At 68.8% G+C, this 14,818-nt stretch carries 11 protein-coding genes and 5 pseudogenes; 3 read left to right on the plus strand and 13 right to left on the minus strand.

The genetic code is table 11. The annotated features are described in order from the left end of the window. Positions 1–25: 25 nt before the first annotated feature. From C7T91_RS21365 to C7T91_RS21395, 7 genes and pseudogenes are all read right to left on the minus strand, one after another. Positions 26–1,054 carry an ABC transporter permease gene (locus C7T91_RS21365; protein WP_108261019.1) on the minus strand — a complete coding sequence of 343 codons (1,029 nt, stop codon included), beginning with the start codon at positions 1,052–1,054 and terminating at the stop codon, positions 26–28. Then, on the minus strand, positions 1,051–1,815 hold the full coding sequence (locus C7T91_RS21370; protein WP_108261020.1) for an ATP-binding cassette domain-containing protein: 765 nt from the start codon (positions 1,813–1,815) through the stop codon (positions 1,051–1,053). The genes C7T91_RS21365 and C7T91_RS21370 overlap by 4 nt, the downstream gene beginning before the upstream one ends. After that, entirely contained in the window at positions 1,808–2,143 is a 336-nt protein-coding gene (locus tag C7T91_RS21375) for a hypothetical protein (protein WP_108261021.1), read from the minus strand. Before C7T91_RS21375 ends, C7T91_RS21370 begins: the two co-directional genes overlap by 8 nt. Further along, a complete protein-coding gene (locus tag C7T91_RS21380) occupies positions 2,136–2,888 on the minus strand; it encodes a hypothetical protein (protein WP_108261023.1) in 753 nt (250 codons plus the stop codon). The genes C7T91_RS21375 and C7T91_RS21380 overlap by 8 nt, the downstream gene beginning before the upstream one ends. Before the next feature lie 455 nt (positions 2,889–3,343). After that, positions 3,344–3,832, minus strand: a pseudogene (locus C7T91_RS40450) (hypothetical protein); the annotation flags it as partial. Positions 3,833–4,242: 410 nt separating this feature from the next. Beyond that, positions 4,243–5,512, minus strand: a pseudogene (locus tag C7T91_RS21390) (ISNCY family transposase); the annotation flags it as partial. A 113-nt stretch (positions 5,513–5,625) separates the two neighbouring features. After that, positions 5,626–5,931, minus strand: a pseudogene (locus tag C7T91_RS21395) (IS30 family transposase); the annotation flags it as partial. Between C7T91_RS21395 and C7T91_RS21400 the strand changes: the two are divergent. The 3 genes from C7T91_RS21400 to C7T91_RS21410 are packed head-to-tail and all read left to right on the plus strand — an operon-like array spanning position 5,855 to position 9,007. Beyond that, complete coding sequence (locus tag C7T91_RS21400; protein WP_108261025.1) at positions 5,855–7,120, plus strand: ABC transporter substrate-binding protein; 1,266 nt, start codon at positions 5,855–5,857, stop codon at positions 7,118–7,120. The pseudogene C7T91_RS21395 and the gene C7T91_RS21400 sit on opposite strands and share 77 nt — an antisense overlap. Positions 7,121–7,179: 59 nt before the next feature. Beyond that, positions 7,180–8,127 (plus strand): branched-chain amino acid ABC transporter permease, encoded by a 948-nt coding sequence (locus C7T91_RS21405; RefSeq protein WP_108261027.1) that lies wholly within the window; start codon positions 7,180–7,182, stop codon positions 8,125–8,127. Positions 8,128–8,131: 4 nt separating this feature from the next. After that, complete coding sequence (locus tag C7T91_RS21410) at positions 8,132–9,007, plus strand: ABC transporter permease (protein ID WP_108261029.1); 876 nt, start codon at positions 8,132–8,134, stop codon at positions 9,005–9,007. Between the two features lie 892 nt (positions 9,008–9,899). Here the strand turns inward: C7T91_RS21410 and C7T91_RS36485 are convergent. The 6 genes and pseudogenes from C7T91_RS36485 to arsC all read right to left on the minus strand — a co-directional run. Beyond that, a pseudogene (locus C7T91_RS36485) lies at positions 9,900–10,175 on the minus strand (TIM barrel protein); the annotation flags it as partial. 41 nt (positions 10,176–10,216) lie between these two features. Further along, a complete protein-coding gene (locus C7T91_RS21420; RefSeq protein WP_108261031.1) occupies positions 10,217–11,050 on the minus strand; it encodes a carbohydrate ABC transporter permease in 834 nt (277 codons plus the stop codon). Then, the gene (locus tag C7T91_RS21425) at positions 11,050–11,979 is read right to left on the minus strand and encodes a carbohydrate ABC transporter permease (protein ID WP_201742187.1); all 930 of its coding nucleotides are present in this window, start codon (positions 11,977–11,979) and stop codon (positions 11,050–11,052) included. The genes C7T91_RS21420 and C7T91_RS21425 overlap by 1 nt, the downstream gene beginning before the upstream one ends. Before the next feature lie 67 nt (positions 11,980–12,046). Next, positions 12,047–13,257, minus strand: a pseudogene (locus C7T91_RS39830) (ABC transporter substrate-binding protein). Between the two features lie 29 nt (positions 13,258–13,286). After that, positions 13,287–13,862 (minus strand): alpha/beta hydrolase fold domain-containing protein, encoded by a 576-nt coding sequence (locus C7T91_RS21435; protein WP_236638396.1) that lies wholly within the window; start codon positions 13,860–13,862, stop codon positions 13,287–13,289. A gap of 598 nt (positions 13,863–14,460) precedes the next feature. Continuing rightward, complete coding sequence (gene arsC, locus C7T91_RS21440; protein WP_108261035.1) at positions 14,461–14,808, minus strand: arsenate reductase (glutaredoxin); 348 nt, start codon at positions 14,806–14,808, stop codon at positions 14,461–14,463. Positions 14,809–14,818: the final 10 nt, after the last annotated feature.

The following is a 14,818-nucleotide window of genomic DNA, read 5'->3' on the forward strand; positions in this document are numbered from 1 at the left end:
TTTCTGTTGGGGAGGGATGCGCGGTTCAGCCGCGCTTTCTGAGCCGTCTCTTGAGCTGGTCGATCCAGACGGCGAGGATCAGCACCGCCCCCATGGCCACGGTTTGCCAGAAGGGAGGAATGCCGAGAATGACGAAGCCGTTGAGCAGGATGATCGGGATGAACACGCCGACCACGGTGCCGAAGACGCTGCCGACGCCGCCGAACAGGCTGGTGCCGCCGAGCACCACCGCCGAGATGGTGGTGAGGTTGTCCATCGCATGGCCGTTGATGGTTGTGGTGGCGAAGCGCGCGTTCGACATGACGGCGGCGATGCCGGCCATGCCGCCCGAGAGCGCATAGACCGCCATGGTCTGGCGCGTCACGTCGATGCCGCTGCGCCGCGCGCCCTCCATGTTGGAGCCGACCGCATAGGTGTGCAGCCCGAAGCGGGTGAAATGCAGCACCAGCCCGGCAACAAGCACGACCAGGACGGCGATCATGACCAGCGCCGGAATGCCGAAGATCCGTCCCGATCCGACATGGGTCACCAGCAGCTCCGGCATGGCCCGCACATCGGTGCCGCCCGACAGGATCTGCGCGCCGCCGAGCGCCATGCCGAGCGTCCCGAGCGTCACGATAAGCGCCGGGATCTTCGCCACCGCGACGAGGAAGCCGTTCAGCAGCCCCCAGGCGATGCCGGTCGCGACCGCGGCCAGAGAGCCCAGAAGGATGACGCCCCAGCCCGCCGAGGTCGTGCCGAAGGTGGTGCCTGCCGCGCCCGAGAGCGCCAGCATGATCTCGGCCGAGACCACCGAGCAGAAGACCAGCACCGAGCCGATCGACAGGTCGATGCCGTTCGAGATGATCACGTAGGTCTGCCCGACCGCCAGAACGAGGATGATCGCCGCGTTGATCGCCAGCTGCTGGATGTTGTAGCCCGAGCCGAACTGCGCTGGCCTGAGCAGCGAGAAGATCGCGATCAGCCCGACGAGCAGCAGGAAGATCCAGCCCGAGGCCAGGAGCCTCAGCAGCCGGTCCTCGCCGGTTTCGCGGAATGCGTCGGTCTGGGTCATGGGGTGAATCCTTCCCTGGTGCCGCTGGTCATCTCGCGAACCAGCCCGTCGACGGTCGTCTCGGCGGGGCGCAGGTTGGCCACGGATTCGCCGAGGCGCAGCACATGGATGCGGTCGGCGACCTCGAGGACCTGGGGCATGTTGTGGCTGATCAGCACGACCGAGGTGCCGCTGTCGCGGACCCGCTTGGCCAGCTCCAGCACCCGCGCGGTTTGCACCACGCCGAGCGCGGCGGTCGGCTCGTCGAGAAAGACGATCTTCTCGGCCCACATCGCGGCGCGGGCGATGGCGACCGATTGGCGCTGCCCGCCCGAGAGCGTGTCGACCGGCACGCGGTGGGATTTGAGATTGACGCCGAGGGTTTCGAAGACCTTGGCGCTTTCGGCCCGCATCGCCTGGCGGTCGAGCATTCCGAGCCTTCCCAGCAGGCCCGGCTTCAGCCGCTCGCGCCCGAGGAAAAGGTTCTCGGCCGGGGGCAGGTCGGGGGCAAGGGCCAGGTCCTGGTAGACCGTGGCGATCCCCGCGGCCTGCGCCTCGGCCGGGGAGCCGAAGCGCGCGGGCGTGCCGTCGATGCGGATCTCGCCGCCATCGGCGCGGTCGGCGCCCGAGAGGATCTTGACCAGCGTCGACTTGCCTGCGCCGTTATCGCCGATCAGCGCGACGATCTCGCCCGGCATCACCTTGAAATCGACTCCGCGCAGCGCCTGCACATGGCCGAAGGTGCGGGTGATGCCGGTGGCCTGCAGGATGGGTTCAGGCATCGCCCGCCCCGGGCAGCTCCAGGCCGATGCCGTTCGAGAAGGCGAAGTATTCCGGATAGCGCGCCTCGACCAGCGCCTGCCAATGGCCATACGCGGCTTGGCTCGAGGCGAACATCCAGATGTCGACGGTCTCGAAATCATGCTGGCCGCGGATGTGGAAGCAGCCCTGGTGGACGGCGCCTGCGTCCTGCGCAGCCTTGGCAACGGCGGCCCAGGCGGATTTCAGCGCGGCCTTCTCCGCCTCGGGAACGAGGTACCAGTGGGGCCGCGGGCGGGCATAGTGGAGCCAGGCGCAGGGCGTGGCGGAGGCTTGGGTCTGCTCAGACATGGGATGCCTTTCTGTCGTCATGCCGGGGGGCGGCCAGCTCGGCCAGCGGCCGGATGCGGCCGACGATGTGGCGCGAGGTCGTGAACTTGAAATCGGCGACCTCTTCATGGCCGCGGATGGCGCTGTCGGCGACATCGGGGCCGGAGATTTCCCAGTAGCCCAGGTGATGCCAGCCATGGGCGATGTCGAGCCGCATCCGGCCCGAGATGTTGACCTCATGCGCCAGGTCGCCCTTGAAGGCGATGTCGCATTCCAGGTCGTATTCGTCGCGCTCGGCGCGGCTGGCCTCGCCCCACTGGTCGTTCCATTCCCAGAGTGCCATGAAGGCCCAGCCGTGATCGGCGTGGGCGCCCTTGCCGAAGACCGGCGCGAATTCCCGCAGCCCGATCATCCATTCGGTGCGGAACAGCCGCGCCCAGCCGGCCTGTTCCAGCCGGATGGTGCCTTGCAGGGCGGCATCCAGATCGGGCGCCTCGAAGACCCCCGCGATGTCATGGGCATGGGTGAAACCGGTATCGAGCGCCACCGGGACATTTTCCGCCTCCGGATCGAAGACCCGGCGCTGGTTCAGCACCCAGCCCTCGGCGGCGAGCTCGGCGAGGACCGCCATGACCGCGTCATGCTCGGTCCGGCCGTAGATGCCCGGCAGGTCGTCCTGCCGCGTGCCGGTGAAGACGATGCAGGCCCGGGACGTGCCGCCGGTCTCGGCGGAGAAGACATCGGTATCGCCGGTCAGCGCGCTCATGCCTGGCGGGCCTTCTCGACCGCGCTCATCAGCGCCTCGACGCGGGCGGCATCGACGGGATTCCACCAGACCGCATCCTTCTTCACGGCTGCCGCACGCCCGGGCAGGCAAGGATCGACACGGCTGCCGCGATGGCCGCATTGCGAAAATCAGCCCAGTCCGGGATCCGGGGGAAAGGTCAGTGCCGGCTCGCACGGGCCTGCAGCAGATAGGCCCGGACTGGGAATGGCCATCGCCGCTCCGCCGGTCCGGGCGGCGACGGCAACACGGCTGTGCGCCAGCTTGACATGCACCACCTGCAGCTTCGCGGGCGCGCCGCCGATCGTGGCCCGGTCCCCGCTCCAGTCGACCGGGACGGTCTCGCCGGGCTCGAAAGCGAGCGGCACGAATGTGCCCCGCCCGGCGCCCCGCTTGGCAGCGTGTCCGGATTTCGGCGACCACCTCACTTCGAGGTCCCGGCCAATCGCCGCGAACAGGCATGTCTTGCCTTCTCCCGAACGTACGTCCGCAATGTCGATGCGGAAGCCTCCGATCGGGCAAGCCTTGAATTTCCGCTTCGGTTTGCCGCCCTCCACATCGGGCAGCCGGCTGATCCCTGCGCCATCGGGCGCGAACCGATGGCGCCACGATGGCTCATCGCTGCAGGCCTCGGTGCAGGGACGGGCGCGTCAGGTGCGGGATCGAGGGCTGAAATGCATGCAGGCGGTTCCGCGCTGCAATCGATCCCCCGGATCGATTCCGGGACGCTTGAACTCCAAGGGGAGCAGCGTGCGGCGCCGGAAAGCCACTGCCGCAGCTTTCCCTTCCGGGCCGAGAGCGGTTGACCGCACCTCCCCGGGGCCCATCCGGGCCTCCCCGACGCGCTCCCGCCACTTGGCCACGGTCTTGATGTTGATGCCAAGCTCCCGGCTCAGCGCCGCGTCCGAAGCTTTCGATCGCTGCATGGGAGCTCGGATGGCGTGCGCCCCTCTCGGCAAATGCGCGCATTCGCCTTCCGGTCAACGGATCGTGGCGNTGATCGCAGAATCGCAGACCGCTACACCCTGGGACCAAACAGCTAGGCCGTCGCCGGAACCGCATCGCGGGCGGCATCGGCGCGCTGCACTGCCGCCGCCAGGCCGGACGCCGCCGCGCGCAGGCCGGCATGCGCCGTCGGGCAATCTCCTGTTTTCACGAAGTGTAAACGCAAAGCTGAAGTGTCACTGATCGTGCAAAGCGGAAATGTCACCCTGGCTGCGGCTTCGGCGCGCTTCCTTGCCCGGAGTTCCAAGCGCAAGGGGCGCCCCGGGTGCCTTCCGCCCTTCTTCTTTTAGCCGGTATGGGCGCTCGATGGCGGCACGGTCACCAGGGGCGGCGGTTTCTCCTGCTCCGCCTTGATATGAGCGAGCACCGCCGACAGGCGCTTGTTCTCGGTGATGGCAGCGTGGGTCACGCGCTGCTGGCGGGGATCGAAGATCCGGAACGGCAGTGCCATGCCCTTGTGCCGGACCTGGAGCTGGCCGCCGGCGAACTCGCAGACATCGACGTACTGGCCTGCGGCGGACCGGGAGAGGTCGCTGTCTTCCACCGGCAGCTTCATGCGGTCATAGGCGATGGTCAGCTTCTTGCAGAGCCGGCGCTGGTCGCGCAGGCACAGGATGTTTCTCAGCCGGTCCGGAGGCACGTTCAAGGGAAGATGAAGGTCGTGGGCCCGCAGCGGGGCGACGGCGAAGCGCGCATTCGTGCGTTCCACGAAGCCGGGCAGGAAGTCTTTCGCGGCTTCGATGCCGGAAATCCCGGCCAGGCGCAGCTCCTTCACCAGCCGGTCCTGCAGCGTCCGGTTCGCGCGTTCGACCCGGCCCTTGGCCTGGCTGGAATTGGCGCAGAGGATCTCGATCTGCAGTTCGGCCAGAGCCCGGCCGAACTGGGTCGTCCCGTTGGAATGCTGGCCGGGTTTCGGGACGCGGAAGACGGTGCGCTTGTCGGAATAGAAAGCCACGGGGCGGCCGTGCCGGACAAGGTACCGCTCGAGCGCGCCGAAGTAGGACCAGGTGCTTTCGGAGGGGACGAATTCCAGGTGCATCAGCCTGCTCGTGGCATCATCGATGAACACGAGGAGCGTGCACGGATCCCCGCGCTCTTCGAACCACCGATGTTCCGGGCCGTCGATCCGCTGGCCGTCAGGGCATTGCCGAAGGCAATGTCCCGAGAGGCTGGATAAGCTCGCCGAGGGCTTCCCGGCGCAGGCGCGGCTGGTGGATGCGGTGCCGCTGCCGGCGCGGGAGCCACAGCTCCGCTGCGACCATCCATTTCCGCAGCGTTTCGCGCGACACCCGGATCCCGTGCAGCTCCGCCAGCTTTTCGGCCGCGAGCGTCGGGCCGAAATCGCTGTAGGTCTCGCGGACAAGCGCAAGCGCAAGATCGCGCCTTGCGTCATGGATCCGGTTGCCCGCCGTCCGGCTGCGGGATGCATGGCGGATCGAGGCCGCGCCGCCGCCACGGTACCGCTTCAGGAGCCGGAACATCTGGCGCCGGCCGACGCCCAGGATGCCTGCACCTGCATCGATGCCCAGCCGCCCGTCATCGACCTGAGCCAGAACGTCGACCCGCTGCAATTCGCGTTCGCTCATCAACACCCATCCCACGGAAGCACTCCCTCGCTATCACCAGCAGGGAGAGTGACACTTTCGCGTTGTTCCGGGGTGACATTATCGCTTTGCGTGGTGAGTTCTAATCCGGTTGCGACACCGGTTCAGGTTCAGATTAACCCGGCGAGTTCCTCGCGGAAAGCCTCGGCCGGGGTCCGGTAGCCAAGGCACTTCCTCGGCGTGGCGTTGAGGCGGTCGCAAATCGACCTCATGGATCGATTTGGGAGCACCGACACCGCGGTGCCGCGGGGCAGGTAACGGCGCGCGCGGCGGTTCAGGTTCTCGACCTGGCCCTTCTGCCACGGCGCCTGCGGGTCGCAGAACCAACTTTCCGTGCCCATGCCGGTGCCGAGTTCGCGCCACGAGGTGAACTCGAACCCGCGGTCGAAGGTGATCGACTGCCGGGCAGCCAGGGGGGCCGCGGGCCCGTCCTGCGGCGCCGCCACCGGCAGCCCCGCCACCGGCGCGCCGATCAAGGTCGGCGGCATTCACGGCAATGCGGCGCCGGGCGATTTCAGCTCGGCCACCGATGCCGCCGCCGCCTATTTCGACTGCGTCAACGCCAATGGCGGCATCCATGGCCGCCCGGTGGAGTACCTGGTCGAGAACGACCAGTGGAACCCGGAACTGGCCGCCCAGGCCGCCGCCAAGCTGATCGGCGACGAGGGCGTGGTCGCGCTGGTCGGCAATGGCTCCTTCGTCGAGATGAGCGTCAACGCCAACCGCTATGCCGAGGCCGGCGTGATGGCGATGGCCGCCGCCTGCGCGGTCTCGGAATGCTTCGAGACGCCGAACATCGTCTCCACCAACCAGGGGCCGCTGCCCTCGTCGGTCGGCGCGGCGATGTACGCGGTCGAGGAGCTGGGCGCGACCTCCGTCGCCTGCATCGCCACCGCCATTCCCTCGAGCGGCAACTGGTCCTGCGGCGCGGTCGAGGACTACATGGCCTCGAAGGGGCTCTCGGGCAGCTCGGTGCTGATGAACCCCTCGGCGCCGGACGCGAATTCCTCGCTTCTGGAGGCGATGGCCTCGGGCGCGGACACGATCCTCGTCAACCTGCCCGCCGGTCTCGGCATCGCCATCCTCGGCGCCGCCGAAGAGCAGGATCTGGGCAGCGCCTATACCTGGATCTCCTCGACGCCGCTCTATGACGCCTCGGTGCCGGGCGCGCTTGGCAGCTACTGGGACGGCAAGCTCTACGTTTCGGCCGAGCTGACGCCGCTGGACGGCGAGGGGCCGGACAACCTCAACTGGAAGGCGGTGATGGACGCTTTTGCCGAGGATGACGATCCGCGCGACACCTTCAGCCAGGCGGGCTATCTCGCGGCGCGCTACTTCACCGAGGCGCTGCTGGAGATGCCCGCGGACGCGCTCGGCGACCGCGCGGCGGTGACGCAGGCGGTCCGCGCCATCTCGGGCAAGACCTCGGACATCGCCTGCGGGCCGTTCTACGTGGGCGATGCCGACCGGCACATGCCGAACCATGCCGGGGTGATGGTCGTGCTGAAGGATGGCGGCTTCGAGACCGTGCGCGACTGCTTCGAATACGAAGGCCCATATTTCGCGCCGATCCTCGAGACCGAGGCCGCGCTCGGCCTGCGCTGAGACAGGCGGGCGGTCCCCGGGGAGGGGGACCGCCGAAACCGCTGGCCGAGGAGGGCCCGATGACACGTTTGATTCCCTATGCGGGCTTTGCTGCGCTTGCGGTTCTGTCCTATCTGCTCCTGGCCGCGGGCAAGCCGCCGGCGGTGACCGGGCTCTTCCTGGTTTCGGGCCTGGCGGTCGGGTCGCTCTATGCGCTCGGCGGCATCGGCCTCGTGGTGCTCTACCGCGCCACCGGCGTGCTGAACCTCGCTTCCGGCGCGATCGGCGCGGCGGCGGTGATGTGCGCCTGGCAGCTGCAGCAATGGGCGGTGCCCGGCTGGCTGACCTGGATTGCGGCGATCCTGATCGGGGTCGCGCTGTCGCTGCTCTACGGCCGGCTGCTGGCGCCGCGCCTGGCCTGGCGCGACCCGGTGGTCAAGGCGGTGGCGACGCTGGGCTTTGCGCTGGTGATCCTCGGGCTGACCGCCTTCGCCTGGGAGGACGACGTGCGCAAGTTCTCGCTGCCGACCGATGCGATGGGGCTGAAGCTGCTCGGCATGCGGGTGACGGTGACGCGGCTGATCGTGGTCGGCGCGGCGGTGGCCATGGTGGCGGCGATCTGGCTCTATCTCGAACGCACCCGCACCGGGCTCCAGATGCGCGCGCTGGCCGATGACCGCGGCGTCTCGGCGATGATCGGCGTGCGCATCCTGCGCGTCGAGGGCATCGCCTGGGGCCTTGCCGGGGCGATCGCGGGCTTCACCGGGCTGATGTTCGGCGACCTGATCCGGCTCGATCCGGTGATCATCACCTTCATGGTCATCCCCTCGGCGGCGGCGGCGATCTGCGGACGGCTCGACAATCTGGGCCTGGTGCTGGCGGGCGGGCTGGCGATCGGCGTGGCCGAGTCGCTTCTGACCCTGTCGCCGGTGCTGAAATCCGTGCGCCCGACCGCGCCCTTTGTCATTGCCGCCCTCGTGCTGATGCTGATGCAGCGCAACGCGCGGCTCCTCTTCGCGAAGGACTGATCCGATGGGAGTTTTCCGACCGACGCCGTCGGGCCTTGCCGGGCTGGCCCTGGGCCTTGCCGCGCTGGTGCTGCTGCCGCTCTTCGCGGGCGGGCAGTGGCAGCAGGTGCTGACCTCGACCGCCTGCTTTATCCTCGCCGCCTCGGGCACGGCCTTCATGTATGCGCGGCTCGGCATGGTGTCGCTCGGCCAGGTGGCGCTGATGGGCACCGGCGGCTGGGTGATGCTGCGGATGAACCACTGGCTCGCGCTGCCCTTCGAGGCCAATCTCGCCGTGGCCGCCGCCGCCTCGATGATCGTCGGCTGGATCTTCGCCCTGCCGGCGCTGCGGATGCGCGGCCTCTACCTCGCCCTCATTACGCTGATGGCGGCGGCCGGGCTGGAGGTGCTCTTCTCCACCTTCCGCTTCCCCAATGGCGGGCCCGGCTTCTGGGGCGTGGCGCCCTCCGCTGCCGCGCCGTTCCGCCGCCCCGGGATCGCGCAGGGCGACGCCGCATACCTGGCCTATGTGATCGCCGCGGCGATCGGCGGGTTCCTGCTGATCGAGGCGCATCGCCGCCTCGCGCCGCGGAACTGGCGGAGGCGCAGGGGCATCGCGCGAGCGGCTCCGGTACGGTGCAGGATGGCGCGCTCCGCCGCCGTCATGGCGGCATGGGCGGCCGTGGCCGGCACGTCGCGATGCCGCCTCGGCTCTGGTGGCGAGATTGTTCCGGACATCGCCCAGGGCTCAGGCGAAGAGCAGCAGGGCGGCGGTCAGCATCGCTCCGGCAAAGGCCGCAGAATGGCTCTCTTTGAGTGGCGGGCTGGATCTGGGGCGGCGCGAATTCGAGCTGGTGGCCGAAGGCGCCGCTCGTCGGGAAGGCCGCCGCCGCGGCCGTGATCGGTGCGATGTTCCGGGACGCGGGAAAGTCGAGGCTGCGCAGCGCGCCCACCCCCTGTCCCGCGCCGGTGGACTTGTCCGCCATCGCCCGCTTTCCGTCGATCCCGAGGGGAATTTTTTGCCAGTATTGCCGTTTCGAGGCGCCATGCCTGTGCCGCTTGCCGTCCTTCTTTGTCCCGGTGCTGTCCGCTGCCCAAGAAGGGATGCGCAGGTGCGGCCGCCCCTTTGAGCCGCGATGGGGAATGGTCACGTCCGTCCCCCCTGGCAGCGTGACCGGGGGCTGAAGTCCGTCGCGGCCCCGCCCGGTCCGGAAGCCCCCCAGGCCCGCCGCAAGCCCGGAGGCTTGCTGCAAGAGGGGAGGAGCAGGGCCTTGATGGTCAGGCACGCCTGGATCGCAGCGCTGCCGCGAGCCTGCTGGCGGGTGCGACGCCCGGATGGCACAGATTTCCGCCGCATCAGGGAGGCGAACCGGACCACCGGCGATCCGCGCTGCTTCAGGGCCTCGCTCGCGGTTGTGCCCGGACCGATGGCGCTGCATCGGATCGCTGCGCGTGCCAGTCGGCCGTTTTGCAGGTCGGCTTCGGCGGCCTGCCGATGCCATCCGGATGCTGAATCCGTCTCTCCGAGCTTTTGGCAGCATGGCCCGATGCGCCGCTTGCGGTCGAATCGGCCGGTACCGCAGGGCATCCGGTCCGCCATCCGGAGGCGGAATCAGGCGCGGCCGCCGGAATGGGAATCCGGTGCTCGGCCAAGCCCGCCGGTGATGTCGTGGTCTCCATGTCCGGTCGTGCCCCCGCCGCGCATGGCGCGGAGCTCGCGGGAACATTTCCGTCCGGACCGGACGGCCGGCGAAGACCATCGGCTCGCCGTAGAGCGGCCCGCCGACGATGCTGCAGCCCAGCTCCGACGCGGCCTCGGCGCAGTGGCGCAGATAGGCCAGCCCTCCCGCCCGCGCGCCGGGGTCGTCCGAGGCGATGGAGCGCTGCGGGTTCACCCGCGCAGCGAGGACGAGGAAGAGGCCCGCCTCCTCCGCCGCCTTGCGTGCCGCAGCAAGCGGCAACTCGTCTTCCGGTTCGGGAACCAGCAGTTCGACGAAGTCGAAGCCGAGCTCAGCCGCTTTTTCGAAATAGTGCAGGTCCGTGCCGCGGAAGGGCCGCGTGAACTGCATGGAAATGATGCCGATGGGGTTGTCCAAGTCCTCGTCCTTTCTCAGCCCTTCACCGCGCCCTGGGTCAGGCCGGAGATCAGGCGCTTCTGCACCAGCAGGAACAGCAGGGTGGCCGGCAGCGCGCCGGTGATGCCGCCCGCGGTCAAGAGGCCCCACTGCACCTCGTACTCGCCGATCAGGGTCTGCACGGCGACGGTGATCGTGCGCACGTTGCGGCCGCCGAGGGTCAGCGCATAGAGGTACTCGTTCCAGGAGGTGATGAAGATGTAGATGCCGGTGGCGATGATCCCCGGCAGGCAGAGCGGCAGCACGACGCGCACCAGCGCCTGCAGCCGCGTGCATCCGTCGGTCATCGCCGCCTCGTCCAGCGAGCGCGGGATGCCGTTCATGTAGCTGACCATCATCCAGATCGAGAACGGGATGGCGACGGTCGAATTGGCGATGATCAGCGCCGCATGGGTGTCCAGGAGCCCCAGCACCCGGAAGAGCACGAAGAGCGGCAGGATCAGCAGGACCAGCGGGAACATGTTGATCAAGAGGAACTGCAGCATCAGCAGCCGCTTGCCGGGGAAGTTGAAGCGCGAGAAGGCATAGGCCGCCGTCACGCTGAGCGAGAGCCCCACCGCAACCGTCCCCGCCGAGACGATCAGGCTGTCGATCAGGTTCGCGCCGAAGCCCACCGTCTCGAAGAGACGGACATAGTTGGCGAAGGTCGCGCCGGCGAGAGACGGGCCTTCGGTGAAGAGGGTGTCCTCGTTGCTGACCGAAGTCAGGAACATCCACAGGTAGGGTCCCAGCGTGAAGGTCAGGATCGCCGCCATGGGCAGGTCGACGGTCAGGATGCGGCGGAGGGTGGAGGGCCTGCGCAATGCCATCACTCCACCGCCTTTCCGGTGCGGCGCAGGTAGATCACGACGACAACCATCAAGAGCATGGTGAAGAGCACCGCGATGGCCGAGCCATAGCCGAAATCCAGGTTGGTGCGCGCCTTGACGAAGGCATAGAGCGGCAGTGTGTAGGTCGCGTAGCCCGGCCCGCCGCCGGTCATCACGAAAATCACGTCGAAGCTGTTGGCGACCCAGATCAGCCGCAGGAGGACGGCGGTCATCATCACCCCGGAGATGCCCGGCAGGGTGATGTGCCAGAACTGCCGCCAGGCGGAGGCGCCGTCGATCGAGGCGGCCTCGTAATAGCTTTTCGGGATCGACTGCAGGCCCGCGAGGAGCATCACCGCGAAGAACGGGAAGCCCTGCCAGGTCAGCGTCAGGATGATCGCCCCGAGCGCGGTGTCGGGATCGGCGAGCCACGGGATGGCCTGCCGGATCAGCCCCAGCCTGAGCAGGAACTCGTTGGCGACGCCATAATTGCTGTCGTAGATCCAGACCCACATCAGCGCGATGACCACCGAAGGCAGCGCCCAGGGAATGATGATCAGCGCACGCGCCAGCGGCCGCCAGGGGAAATGCTGGTTCAGCAGCATCGCGGTGGCGAGGCCAAGGAGCAGCTGCGCCGGGATCGTCGCCGCCATCCAGATCACGGTATGGCCGAGCGAGATCCAGAACACCTCGTCGGCCAGCGCGGTGCGGAAATTCTGCAGGCCCACCCAGTCGAACTTGTTCGGGCGGAACAGCACGTATTCGTGCAGGCTCATCCAGGCGGTCTGCACCATCGGCAGGAAGACGATCGCCAGCGTGACGATCACGGCCGGGGACAGCATCGCATAGGGCAGCACCCGGCGCGACAGCGAACGGCGCGGCAGGCTGCCGCCTGGGGTCTGGGCATGGGTCATGGTTGCGTCGGTCATGGTCCGGATCGCTTCGGGGAAATCGGGGGATGTCGGGCCGGGGCGGCGGCCGCCCCGGCGGGCGGGATCAGTCGTCGAAGAGCGCGGTGATCTCTTCGTTCATCTCCGCCGCGGTGATGTCGCCGGTCAGCACGCGCTGCATGGCGGTCGGCCAGACGGTGTTGACGAAATCCGCCGTGGCCGAGCTGTTCGGCAGCAGATGCGCGAAGGGCAGGCTGTCGACCGTCGCCCCGACGAAGCGCTGCGGATGCATCGACCAGCTTTCGCTGTCGGCCTTGACCACCGGCAGCTGGCCGGTCGCCTCGTTGAACCGCGCATTGTTGCCCGCCGAGGACAGGAAGGAGATCCACTTCCACGCGGCCTCCTTGTCCGAGGCGGAGGACAGGACCGCCGTGCTTTCGTCGCCGAAGGCGGTCCAGCGGCCGCCGCCGCATTCCGGCACCGGCGCGGCCGAAACCTTGTCGCCGAGCGCCTCGGCCATGCCGTTGGCGGAGCCGATATGGTGGATGGTCATCGCGGTCTTGCCGGCCTTGAAGGCACCGATGATCTCCTGGAAGCCGTCATTCGGCGCCGAAGGCGGGAACACCTTGTCCTCTTGGAACAGGTCGGCGACGAATTGCGTGCCCGCGATCCCCGCCTCGCTGTTCAGCCCGTCGGTCAGGCTGACGCCGTCGCGGCCCAGCGTGAAGCTGGCCCAGTGATCGTGCCCGCCCTTGGCGCCGCGGAAGCCGAAGCCGTAGACATCGGTCTGGCCGTCGCCGTCGGTGTCCCGCGTCAGGGCCTGCGCCGCCGCGCGGAAGTCGTCGCAGGTCTGCGGCACCTCGAGCCCGAGTTCCCCGAACATGTCGGCGCGGTAATAGAGATAGAGACGACATATTGCACCGGCAGGTAGTAGTGGCTGCCATCGGCCGCCCTGGTCAGCTCCAGCAGGTTGTCCTGCAGCCCGTCCGTGCCCTCCCAGGATGCGAGCATGTCGTCGATCGGCTCCAACGCGCCCATCTCCACCAGCCGCGGCTGGGCGAACATCTTGACCATCGCCGCGTCGGGCGCATTGCCGCCGATGATCGCGGTGTAGAGCTGGTCGTAATAGCTGTTCCAGGGCACGTTCTCGGCCTCGACCGTGATGCCCGGATTGGCCGCCTCGAATTCCGCGACCAGCGCGTCCATCGGGTTGTCGGCATTGTCGAAATGGTACCAGAAATGCACGGTGCTGTCGGCCTGCGCCAGCCCGGCGGCGAGGGCCAGCACCGAGGCCGCCCCGATCCTTGCGAGTTTCATCTGTCCTCCTCCCTGTTTGCCCCGCCTCCTCAAGCGGGTTTGCGTGCGAAGGCCTCCCCGGCCGCGGCGAAGGCGTCCCGCGCCTCCGGCAGGGCGCTGCCCATCTGCATGAATCCGTGCACGACCCCCTCCACGAGGTCGAACCGGTCGCTGCGCCCGAGCGCGGCGAGCCGCCCTGCCAAGGCTTCGGTTTCGGAACGCAGCGGGTCGAGCCCGGCCGCGTTCAGGTACAAGGGCGGCAGCGCGGCCAGTGCCGCATCCGTTGCCGCCAGCGGCGCCACCTCGGAATTGCCGCGCGCCGCTTCGGGCGCATACCAGTCCCAATAGCGCTGCATCTTCGCCCGGGTCAGGCCCGGGCCGAATTCATGTTCCAGATAGCTCGGCGTCGCGAAATCCGCGCCGAAGACGCCGTAGAAGAAGAGGCCCATCGCGGGCAGGTCCGCCCCCTGCCCCGCCAGCCGCAGCATCGCCGCCAGCGCCAGGTTCGCCCCCGCGCTGTCCCCGGCGATGCTCCAGCGCCGCGCCGGATCGTTGCGCGGCCCCCCAAGAGACGCGCCCGGACCAGGGAAGCGCCGGCCGCCCGGCCGCCCCCCTCCAAAGCACATGCAGGCGCACTGGAGCGGTGGCCGAACCCTGCATGCCCACACCGGGAGGTGACCGCCGGCCGCCGATCCGGCGCGGCTCCCGCCCCAAGCAGCGGAGCACGCCGCGATTCCTCGCCCCCCCATGCCTGTCCGGCACATCGGAAGCACAGCGAAAGAGAACCGTGCCCTCCCGCCTGCGGTCAGACATTGGAGGCAGGGCCCACCTGCCGGACAGCCTGTATTGCCCCAGGCCGCGAAGCGCCCACCGCATGGCTGGCATCCGGCTGCCTTTGCCGCGTGCGCCGCGGGCCGGAGACGCAGCCGCCCGCCCTAACGGAACCCGGAGCAGGTCCCGGCCATGCGACATTCGCATCGCCTGCCCCGAACAGCCTCCAAGCAGACGTGGAATGCCGACGCCAGGGACGCCCCGCGCGCGAACCGGGAGGTCCCTCCGCAGGCCGGGAAAATGCCGCCGCCGGCCGGAGGCGGAACGGCTCCTGCGCCCATGGACCGGCGCATCCAGCCCCGCGGGCAGGCTACCCGGCGCCTGCGTCCGGAAAGGCCTGCCCCATTGCGGCCAAGGCAGCTTCCCGGACGGACCGGACCGCCACGAGGGGAGCTAGAGAATCTCCTGCAGGCGCTCGGCCGGGCGGCAGAGGCGGACGCCTTTCGGCGAGGCGACGATGGGCCGCTCGACCAGCACCGGCTCGGCCACCATCGCGTCGAGCACTGCCTCGGGATCGGCATCCGGTCCGTCGATCCCCAGCTCGGCCGCCCGGCCGCCCTTGGTGCGCAGCGCCTCGGAGGGCGCGATCCCGGCCACCGCGAACAGCGCCTGCAGCTGCGGCCTGGTCCAGCCGGTCTTCAGGTACTCGACCACGACCGGGTCGTGCCCGGCGGCGCGGACCGCCTCCAGCACCTTGCGGGAGGTGCCGCATTTCGGGTTGTGGTGGATCACGATGGTCATTGCTGCCTCT

It is taken from the genome of Mangrovicoccus ximenensis (genome assembly GCF_003056725.1).
Classification (GTDB): Bacteria; Pseudomonadota; Alphaproteobacteria; order Rhodobacterales; family Rhodobacteraceae; genus Mangrovicoccus; species Mangrovicoccus ximenensis.

Coding starts and splice junctions, on each gene's coding strand:
- C7T91_RS21365 (WP_108261019.1), bottom strand. CDS start 1,054: ATGACCCAGACCGACGCATTCCGCGAAACCGGCGAGGACCGGCTGCTG.
- C7T91_RS21370 (WP_108261020.1), bottom strand. CDS start 1,815: ATGCCTGAACCCATCCTGCAGGCCACCGGCATCACCCGCACCTTCGGC.
- C7T91_RS21375 (WP_108261021.1), bottom strand. CDS start 2,143: ATGTCTGAGCAGACCCAAGCCTCCGCCACGCCCTGCGCCTGGCTCCAC.
- C7T91_RS21380 (WP_108261023.1), bottom strand. CDS start 2,888: ATGAGCGCGCTGACCGGCGATACCGATGTCTTCTCCGCCGAGACCGGC.
- C7T91_RS21400 (WP_108261025.1), top strand. CDS start 5,855: ATGCCGGTGCCGAGTTCGCGCCACGAGGTGAACTCGAACCCGCGGTCG.
- C7T91_RS21405 (WP_108261027.1), top strand. CDS start 7,180: ATGACACGTTTGATTCCCTATGCGGGCTTTGCTGCGCTTGCGGTTCTG.
- C7T91_RS21410 (WP_108261029.1), top strand. CDS start 8,132: ATGGGAGTTTTCCGACCGACGCCGTCGGGCCTTGCCGGGCTGGCCCTG.
- C7T91_RS21420 (WP_108261031.1), bottom strand. CDS start 11,050: ATGGCATTGCGCAGGCCCTCCACCCTCCGCCGCATCCTGACCGTCGAC.
- C7T91_RS21425 (WP_201742187.1), bottom strand. CDS start 11,979: ATGACCGACGCAACCATGACCCATGCCCAGACCCCAGGCGGCAGCCTG.
- C7T91_RS21435 (WP_236638396.1), bottom strand. CDS start 13,862: ATGTGCTTTGGAGGGGGGCGGCCGGGCGGCCGGCGCTTCCCTGGTCCG.
- arsC (WP_108261035.1), bottom strand. CDS start 14,808: ATGACCATCGTGATCCACCACAACCCGAAATGCGGCACCTCCCGCAAG.